Source organism: Thauera butanivorans NBRC 103042 (assembly GCF_001591165.1).
GTDB classification, from domain to species: Bacteria; Pseudomonadota; Gammaproteobacteria; order Burkholderiales; family Rhodocyclaceae; genus Thauera; species Thauera butanivorans.
Genome location: NZ_BCUG01000027.1, coordinates 1 through 8,379, shown reverse-complemented (window position 1 = coordinate 8,379; position 8,379 = coordinate 1). Strand labels below are relative to the sequence as shown.

Below are 8,379 nucleotides of genomic sequence, written 5' to 3'. Positions count from 1 at the left end.
TTGCCCTGGGAACGGCGCGTGCCGGCCGTCTGCGAGCTTTCTACGTTCTGACCAAGCCCAAGGTGAACACGCTGATCGTGTTCTGTGCGGTGATCGGCATGTTTCTCGCCGTGCCGGCGGGGCTGCCGGATGCGCTGACCGTGTTTGCCGCCACGCTCGGCATCGCCTGTGTGGCGGGTGCGGCGGCGGCGATGAACTGTCTGATCGAGCGCCAGATCGACGCCCGCATGGCGCGGACCCGGGGCCGTCCACTGCCGCGCGGCGACCTTGCGCCGGCCGAAGTGCTGCTGTTCGCGGGCATGCTGGGCGGCTTCGGCCTGATGGTGCTGCACCAGGCGGTCAACCCGCTGACGATGTGGCTGACGCTCGCCACCTTCATCGGCTATGCGGTGGTCTATACGGTGCTGCTCAAGCCCCATACGCCGCAGAACATCGTCATCGGCGGCGCCTCGGGCGCAATGCCGCCGGTGCTGGGCTGGGCCGCGGTGTCGGGCGAAGTCAATGCCGATGCGCTGCTGCTGTTCCTCATCATCTTCGCGTGGACGCCGCCTCATTTCTGGGCGCTGGCGCTGTACCGCACGGCCGACTACGCGCGCGCCGGGCTGCCGATGCTGCCGGTGACGCACGGCGCCGAATTCACCCGGCTGTCGGTGCTGCTGTACACGCTGATCCTGTTCGGCGTCACGCTGCTGCCCTTTGCCACGCGCATGAGCGGCGCGCTCTATCTCGGTGTGGCGGTGGGGCTCGGCCTGCGCTTCATCCTTCATGCCTGGCGCTTGTACCGCGATTACAGCGATGCCCTGGCGCGGCGCACCTTCCGCTTTTCCATCGTCTATCTGTTCGGACTGTTCGCGGCGCTGCTGATGGATCACTACCTGCCCTGGTGATGCGTCCGGGTGCGGCAGCTTGACGCATGGGCCGTGCCCGGTGTGCCGCGAACGTCTATCATCGGGGGCTGACCGAACAAGCAGCATCAAGGTGCCCGATGTCTCTTTCCCTTGCCCGTTTCCTGCGCCCGCTGGCCGCGCCCCTGCTCGCGCTCGGCCTGCTCGCGGCCTGTGCGCCGCCCGAACCCGTCTTCCACAGCACCGACATCACCGGCGCGGAGTACGGCCAGAAGCTGCGGCTCACCGACCATCATGGCCAGGAGCGCACGCTGGCGGACTTCAAGGGCAAGGTCGTGACGATCTTCTTCGGCTACACCCAGTGCCCGGATGTCTGCCCGACTGCGCTGTCCGACATGAGCATGGTGATGCAGCAACTCGGTGCCGATGGCGACAAGGTCCAGGTGCTGTTCGTCACCGTCGATCCCGAACGCGACACGCCGGCGCTGCTGGCGGAATACGTGCCGGTGTTCGACGAGCGCTTCCTCGGGCTGTACGGCGAGCCAGAGCAGATCGCTGCGGTTGCCAAGGATTTCCGCGTCTTCTACCGCAAGAGCGGCGACCCCGACGGCCACTACACCGTCGACCACTCGGCCGGCACCTACGTGTTCGACCCGCAGGGCCGGCTGCGCCTGTACATGAAGCATGGCGAAGAGCCGGCCAAGGTCGCGGCGGACATCGGGGCGCTGCTGGCGGGGAAATGAATCTGCCGGGCGTCAGCGGAGTTCGATGATGGATTCGCCTGCCTCAACTTGCAGAACCAGCTTAGCTTCAGTTTCAAGCCGAATGCGTGTCTGGCTCTGATCGTCGAATGGCCGATTGGAGCAGCATACGTCCAGATAGATCTTCATGCCGCTCAGACAGCGTCGGCCAGCATCCCGCGCATCTTCTGCATCGCCTTGGCCTCGATCTGGCGGATGCGTTCGGCAGAGACGCCGTATTCCGCTGCCAGTTCGTGCAGCGTGGCGCTGTCGCCTTCGCTCAGCCAGCGGCGCTGGACGATGTTGCGGCTGCGGTCGTCGAGGCTGGCCAGGGCATTGCGCAGGCCGACGTCCTGCATGTGGGCGAGCTGCGTGCGGGCCAGCGCTTCGGAAGGTTCGGCGTGCGGATCGGGCAGGTAGGCGATCGGCGCGAAGCGTTCGTCCTCGTCGTCGCCGCTGCCTTCCAGCGGAATGTCGCGGCCGCCGAGGCGGGTTTCCATCTCGACCACTTCCTCGGGCTTGACGCCGAGCTGGGTGGCGATGGCATCGACTTCGACCGGATTCAAGGTGCCGGCGTCCTGCTTCAGGCTGCGCAGGTTGAAGAACAGCTTGCGCTGGGCCTTGGTGGTGGCGATCTTGACCAGGCGCCAGTTCTTCAGCACGTATTCGTGGATCTCGGCCTTGATCCAGTGCATCGCGAACGAAACCAGACGCACGCCGCGCGTGGGGTCGAAGCGCTTCACCGCCTTCATCAGGCCGACGTTGCCTTCCTGGATCAGGTCGGCGTGCGGCAGGCCGTAGCCCAGGTAGCCGCGTGCGATCGCGACCACCACCCGCAGATGCGACATCACCAACTGGCGCGCCGCGTCGACATCCCCCTGCTCGCGCAGGCGCGTTGCCAGTTCCACTTCCTGCTGCTCGCTGAGCATGGGCATGCGATTGACGCTCTGGATGTACTGATCCAGGCTGCCGGTGGCGGGAACGGGAAACGACAGGGCTTGAGACATAGGCTTGTGTCCTCCTTGTGTGCTCGATTTTAGCACTCGCGCCTTGAGAGTGCTAAACGCGGGAGGGAGTTCCGTGCTGTTCTTGGCAGGGCGCCGATCATCCGGCACCCCGCCGCCATGCGGATCAGAACAGGTTCAGCGGATAGTCGACGAACACGCGGATCTCGTTGCCCTCGCTGTTATAGGCGCGGGCGTCCTCCGAAACGCGCAGGAAGGACGCGCGCAGGCGGATGCTCAGGTCCTTGGCTGCACCGCTCTGCACCTTGTAGCTCAACTGGTTGAACCATTCGCGTTCCTTGCCGCGGCTCGGCGCGCCGGCGTCGATGTTGTCGCCGCGGACGTAGGCGACGACGTAGCTCAGGCCGGGCACGCCGTACTCGGTGAAGTCCACCGCGTAGCTCAGTTGCCAGGAACGCTCGTCCTTGGCGTTGAAGTCGGACCAGAAGGAGTTGGCGAGGAAGATCGTGCTGCCGCCGTTGCCCACCCAGCCTTCGCTCTGGTAGAAGCCGTAGTTGAAGCCGACGTCGCCGCTGCTGCGCTGGTGTGCCACGGTGAAGGCGTGCGGGCCGGTGGCATAGGTCGCGGCCAGGCTCCAGATGCGGTTCTTGCCTTCGTCGGGGTCGAACTTCTTGTCCTGCCTGGTGTTGTAGCCGTTGAAGTCGAGCGTGAGCGAATCGCCCTGCGCCAGCGGGCGCACGTAGTTCAGGTTGATGTACTGGCGCTCGAGCACGTCCTCGATGTCAGATGCATACAGCGCGCCGCTGAACACTTCGTTGAACTGGTAGCGGCCGCCGATCAGGTCGATGGCCTTCAGCCTGCCGCCGTCGCGGCTTTCGTCGCTCTTGCGTGCTTCGGCATGGAAGCGGCCGGCGTGCAGCGTCAGGCCTTCGATCTCGTTCGAGGTGATCATCGTGCCGGTGAAGCTTTCCGGCATCAGGCGCGAGGCGTCGTGGTTGAGCACCGGCAGCGTCGGCCGCAGATCGCCGTAGGCGAGCACGGTGTTGGAAAAGCGCAACTTGACCGAGCCGCCGGCCCTGGCGACGTCGTGCTCGACCTTGCCGTCATTGCCCACGTGGAAAAAGTCGATACCCGCTGCGCCTGCACGTCCCCGGCCGCTGTCGAGGCGGACGGCATACAGGCCGAAGGCATCGACGCCGAAGCCGACCGTGCCCTGGGTGAAGCCCGAAGTGAAGTTCAGCACCGCGCCCTGGCCCCATTCGGCCTTGTCCTGCCTGCCCTGCTTGTAATCACGGCTGATGTAGGCATTGCGCAGGAACAGGTCCAGCGAGCTGTCCTCGATGAAGCCGCGCGCTTCGGATTGGCCTGCGCCCATTGCCGGGGCCGTGGCGGCCAGGCTGAGGGCGATCGAACACGCCCATTTCTTCGACGTCATTGTTTTTTCCTTGCTGTTGTTTGATGTGTGGCGGATGCGTTGCATCGAATGCAGCCGCGATCTCCCCGGCGCGGATTTTCGCATGCTTCACCGTTGCCGGATCGGATGTTTAGGCTCCCGGCCTTCTTTGATGACGCCAGGAGCCTGAAGTGAAGAACATGAACATGGGACAGTGCCACGTGATCGAGCAAGCGCCGGCCGCAACGGCTGCTACCGACGCCTATGCACTGCTGTTCGAACTGTGGCAGCGCTCGTCGCCCGGCCGCCGGGCAGCGACGGTCGCCAAGTACCGCAAGGTTCTCGATGCCTTCGCCGCCTTCACCGGCGGAATGCCGCTTGCGGATGTGCGCCGCAGGAATCTGCTGGCTTTCCGCGACCACTTGCTCGCATCGTGCCAGAGCCCGGCCACCGTCAGGCACAAGCTGGGCATCATCAGGACCCTGTTCGGAACGGCGGTCGATCATGAACTGGCCGCCTCGAATCCGGCTGCCGAACTCAGAATGCAGGAAGCGGTGCGCCGCAAGGCCCGCATCGCATTCACCGCGGACGATCTGAACCGCCTGTTCCGCGCTGAAATCCACATTGCAGGCAGGCGCCCGAAAGGCGGTGGCAGGGAGGCCGCGTTCTGGCTGCCGCTGCTGGCCCTGTTCACCGGGGCACGGGTCGAGGAACTGGCGCAACTGCTGGTCAGCGACGTCCGCCGCGCCAAGGGTCTGGGGCACTATCTGCACATCAGCGACGACGCCGGGCATGCGCAACTCAAGAATCCGGCTTCGCGCAGGCGGATTCCGCTCCATGCGACGCTGCTGGACTGCGGTTTCCTGGATTACGTTGCCGGCCTGCAGGGGGCGGGGTTGTTGTTTCCCGATCTTAGGGCGAATCCGCGCGGCAAGCTCGGCGGCTATTTCAGCACCTTCTTTTCGGGCTATCTGCGCAGAAAGGTCGGCATCGGCGACGGCCGCAAGGTCTTCCATTCCTTCCGCCATACTTTCAAGGACGCCTGCCGCGCCGTGGGCATGGAGGAGGAAGTGCATGACGCGCCGCGGGCGAGTCGCTGCTATGGCAACGAGAGTATCCGCTGGGCAGGCAGACCGGCGAGTATTTCAGGGTCGATCCGCTGCGGTGAAGGGCGGGCAGAAATGGAGCGAAGGGCGTGGACGAAAAAACGGGCGCCGAAGCGCCCGTTTTGCTTTCAAACCTGTCTGGGAGACAGATCAGAAGGTGTGGCGGATACCGACGCCCAGCAGGTCGGAGTTCTTGCCACCGAAGTCGCCGGTAAGGAAATCGCTCTGCTTGGGGCTGTAGCCAACCAGACCTGCGAACTCACCGTCGTCGTTGTCGGTACGGTTGAACGCGACATAAGCGGTGGTGCGCTTCGACAGCGCCTGGGTGTAGGCCAGGGTGTAGGACTTGATCTTGGTGTCGCTGTCGCCAGGAATGTCGAACTTGATTTGACCGTAGGACAGATGGATGTTGCCCGCGGCGCCGACCGGAACGCCCAGACCGACGGCCCAGAGGTCGGCGTCGTTGTTTTTGAAGCCGCCCAGATCGTCAGCCGACTGGTAGGATGCGTTCAGTGCCACGACACCGAAGTCGTAGCCTGCGCCCACGCCCCATTCCTTTTGCTTCTTGCCGTCGTTCGGCGTGGTAATGGTATCTGCAAACTTGACGACCTGATACACACCGCTAACCTTCAGCGGGCCGTTGGCATACTCCAGGCCCAGGCCGTAGGCGTCGTCGCTGCTCGGCGAGATGAACTTGGTGGTGTCGTTCGCATAGCCATTGCCGTTCTCGATATCCTTAGCCGAGTAGATGGCACGGGCAGTCAAGCCTGAGAAGCTACCGGTGTAGGTCACCGAGTTGTTCCAGCGGGCACCACTGTTCGGGGTGATGCTCATGCCAGCATAGGCCGACAGGATGGACTGCGGACCAATCGCGGCGCCAGCCAGGCCGTCGTGGTTGAAGAAGTAGCCAGGCGCGTATTGACGACCCAGGGCCACGGTGCCGAAGGCGCCGGCGAGGCCGACGAGGGCCTGGCGCTGATAGCCCGAACCCATTTCGCTGCCGTTGTCGATGCTGAAGCCTTGCTCCAGCACGAACACGGCCTTCAGGCCATTGCCCAGGTCTTCGGTGCCGCGGAAGCCGACACGGCTGCCCGACAGCGCGCCGGAACCGACACCGCGGAAATCGTTTTCACCATGCTTGCCGATACCGACGTAGGCATCCGCCACACCGTAGATGGTGACGTTGGACTGCGCGAAGGCCGGGGCCGAAACCAGGCCGGCGATGGCCAGCGCGATCAGTTTCTTCTGCATTTGTTTCTCCTCAAATTGAAGTTGAGACCTTGGCATCTGCCTTGGTCCTACTCACCTCTCTGGCGAGAAGTTGGAGCGATTCTGCAAATCTGCCGCTGCCCTTGCAAGCTTCGCAGCGCGAAAACACCACATTCAGGGCAAGTCTGTTGCGGACGTGCAACAAGGCTGGCAAATCAGCGCCGCGCATCCAGACGAGGCAGGGGCGATTGCCAGGCCAGCAGCTTTTCGTCGGCAGTCATCAGGGTAGCGTTGCGTGCCATCGCAGAGGCAGCAATGAAACGGTCGGCGGGGTCACGGTGCAACTCGAAAAAACCCGCAGCAAGCAAGCTGATGCGCCCGTCGAGCGGGATCTCGACTAAGCCCGCTGCCAGAAATTCCGCTCGCCATACTTCGATTGCAACGGGTAGCACGATCCGTCCTCGTTGCTCCAGCAGCGCACATTCCCAGAAACTGATCGCGCTGACGGCGACGCGACCAGAGCGCCATTCCTCGGAGATGCGTTGTCGTGCCTGAGGGCCGAGAGCGGGGTCGTCCGCATCCATCCAGATCAGGGCGTGAGTGTCCAGAACGATCAAGCCAGCGCCTCCCAGTCATCTGCGGCAAGTGGCGACACGATGTCACCCTGGATGCGTAGACCAGGGTGAAGGCCGAAAGGAGAACTTCTGTTCTCGCCCGCGTACGGGTGGAGTTCGGCAACAGGCTTGCCGTTCTTGGTTACGACGATGACCTCGCCCGACTCGGCGACCTGATCCATGATGGCAAGGCAGCGAGCCTTGAACTCGGAAGCCTGAATGGTCTGCATGGAGAGCTCTCCTGGCGGAAAATGAATGACCATAATCATGACCATGGTCAGATTGGTGGTCAAGTCATGATGAAACCTTTGATTTGCCCAGAAATCGGATTTCTGGACGTTTCATGCAGAAGAAACTGATCGCGCTGGCCATCGCCGGCCTGGTTTCGGCCCCGGCCTTCGCGCAGTCCAACGTCACCATCTACGGTGTGGCGGACGCCTACGTCGGCTTCGGCAAGCATGGTGAAAACGACTTCCGCGGCGTCGGCGACGGTGGCCTGTCGGGCAGCCGCCTGGGTTTCCGTGGCACCGAAGACCTGGGCAACGGCCTGAAGGCCGTGTTCGTGCTGGAGCAGGGTTTCGACATCGGCAGCGGTAACGACCAGATCGGCGGCAAGGCGCAATCGCGTCAAGCCTTCGTGGGCCTGTCCGGCGGCTTCGGCACCGTCAGCCTCGGTCGTCAGTACGCGCCGGGCTACTTCTTCAACTACGACGCCCTGGCTGGTGCTGCAATCAGCCCGCAATCCATCCTGTCGAGCCAGTCGGGCATGACCATCACCCCGAACACCCCGGCTCGCTGGAGCAATTCGGTGGCTTACACCGGCAGCTTCTCCGGCCTGACCGCCCGCGCCATTTATTCGACCGGCACGGACTATACGGAAAACGCCCTCGGCGCTGGCTTCGGTGCCCGTCCTGCTATCGAACTGGGTGAGAAGCCGAGCGACGACGACGCCTACGGCTTGAGCTTGGACTACGCCAACGGCCCGCTGAAGGTCGGCGGTGTCTACCAAGTGGTCAAGAACGACTACGCGGTTGCCGGTCTGGACGACAAGCAGAAGGAATGGGGCCTGGGCGCCAGCTATGACTTCGGTGTCGTGTCGCTGCACGCCTCCTACCAGTCGGTTGACAACATTTACGGTGCGAAGGATGAAGACGCCGATCTGTGGCAGGTTGGCCTGATCGTCCCGGTCGGCGCCGCGGGTAATGTCCATGTCGCCTATGGCCAAACCAAGCTCGACTGGTCTGACGGTTCGGACGACAAGGTCAAGTCCTACACCCTGGCCTACACCCACGCGCTGTCGAAGCGCACCACTGCCTACGCTGCCTTCAACCGCACCGATAACGACAATGGCTTGACCATGGGTCTGGTCGGCTACGGCCACAAGGCTGGCTCGACCTTCGGCGGCGACAACGCCGATCTGTTCGCCATCGGTGTTCGCCACACCTTCTGATCTGTCCTCCCGACAGGTTCGAAAACAAGACGGGCGCTTCGGCGCCCGTTTTTTCGG

General features: G+C 63.6%; 9 protein-coding genes. 3 read left to right on the top strand and 6 right to left on the bottom strand.

Annotated elements, in window-relative coordinates:
- The first annotated feature begins 5 nt into the window (after positions 1 to 5).
- A complete protein-coding gene (gene cyoE, locus TBU01S_RS12295) occupies positions 6 to 887 on the top strand; it encodes a heme o synthase (protein ID WP_068636926.1) in 882 nt (293 codons plus the stop codon).
- Between the two features lie 98 nt (positions 888 to 985).
- On the top strand, positions 986 to 1,588 hold the full coding sequence (locus TBU01S_RS12290; RefSeq protein ID WP_068636925.1) for an SCO family protein: 603 nt from the start codon (positions 986 to 988) through the stop codon (positions 1,586 to 1,588).
- A 152-nt stretch (positions 1,589 to 1,740) separates the two neighbouring features.
- Here TBU01S_RS12290 and rpoH read toward each other — a convergent pair whose 3' ends face one another.
- From rpoH to TBU01S_RS12260, 6 genes are all read right to left on the bottom strand, one after another.
- Positions 1,741 to 2,592 (bottom strand): RNA polymerase sigma factor RpoH, encoded by an 852-nt coding sequence (gene rpoH, locus TBU01S_RS12285; RefSeq protein WP_068636924.1) that lies wholly within the window; start codon positions 2,590 to 2,592, stop codon positions 1,741 to 1,743.
- 124 nt (positions 2,593 to 2,716) lie between these two features.
- A complete protein-coding gene (locus TBU01S_RS12280) occupies positions 2,717 to 3,985 on the bottom strand; it encodes an OprD family porin (protein WP_068636923.1) in 1,269 nt (422 codons plus the stop codon).
- The gene (locus TBU01S_RS25275) at positions 3,982 to 5,019 is read right to left on the bottom strand and encodes a hypothetical protein (RefSeq protein WP_068636922.1); all 1,038 of its coding nucleotides are present in this window, start codon (positions 5,017 to 5,019) and stop codon (positions 3,982 to 3,984) included. Before TBU01S_RS25275 ends, TBU01S_RS12280 begins: the two co-directional genes overlap by 4 nt.
- A gap of 180 nt (positions 5,020 to 5,199) precedes the next feature.
- The gene (locus TBU01S_RS12270) at positions 5,200 to 6,300 is read right to left on the bottom strand and encodes a porin (RefSeq protein ID WP_068636921.1); all 1,101 of its coding nucleotides are present in this window, start codon (positions 6,298 to 6,300) and stop codon (positions 5,200 to 5,202) included.
- Positions 6,301 to 6,473: 173 nt separating this feature from the next.
- Positions 6,474 to 6,875, bottom strand: coding sequence for a type II toxin-antitoxin system VapC family toxin (locus TBU01S_RS12265; RefSeq protein ID WP_068636920.1), 402 nt, complete (start codon positions 6,873 to 6,875; stop codon positions 6,474 to 6,476).
- Entirely contained in the window at positions 6,872 to 7,165 is a 294-nt protein-coding gene (locus TBU01S_RS12260; protein WP_245650914.1) for a type II toxin-antitoxin system Phd/YefM family antitoxin, read from the bottom strand. Before TBU01S_RS12260 ends, TBU01S_RS12265 begins: the two co-directional genes overlap by 4 nt.
- A 50-nt stretch (positions 7,166 to 7,215) precedes the next feature.
- Here TBU01S_RS12260 and TBU01S_RS12255 point away from each other — a divergent pair, with 50 nt between their 5' ends.
- Complete coding sequence (locus TBU01S_RS12255) at positions 7,216 to 8,322, top strand: porin (protein WP_068636918.1); 1,107 nt, start codon at positions 7,216 to 7,218, stop codon at positions 8,320 to 8,322.
- Positions 8,323 to 8,379: the final 57 nt, after the last annotated feature.

Excerpts from the sequence above, each read along its gene's own strand:
- TBU01S_RS12255 (WP_068636918.1), top strand. The coding sequence starts at position 7,216 with ATGCAGAAGAAACTGATCGCGCTGGCCATCGCCGGCCTGGTTTCGGCC.
- rpoH (WP_068636924.1), bottom strand. The coding sequence starts at position 2,592 with ATGTCTCAAGCCCTGTCGTTTCCCGTTCCCGCCACCGGCAGCCTGGAT.
- TBU01S_RS25275 (WP_068636922.1), bottom strand. The coding sequence starts at position 5,019 with ATGCACTTCCTCCTCCATGCCCACGGCGCGGCAGGCGTCCTTGAAAGT.
- TBU01S_RS12280 (WP_068636923.1), bottom strand. The coding sequence starts at position 3,985 with ATGACGTCGAAGAAATGGGCGTGTTCGATCGCCCTCAGCCTGGCCGCC.
- TBU01S_RS12270 (WP_068636921.1), bottom strand. The coding sequence starts at position 6,300 with ATGCAGAAGAAACTGATCGCGCTGGCCATCGCCGGCCTGGTTTCGGCC.
- TBU01S_RS12290 (WP_068636925.1), top strand. The coding sequence starts at position 986 with ATGTCTCTTTCCCTTGCCCGTTTCCTGCGCCCGCTGGCCGCGCCCCTG.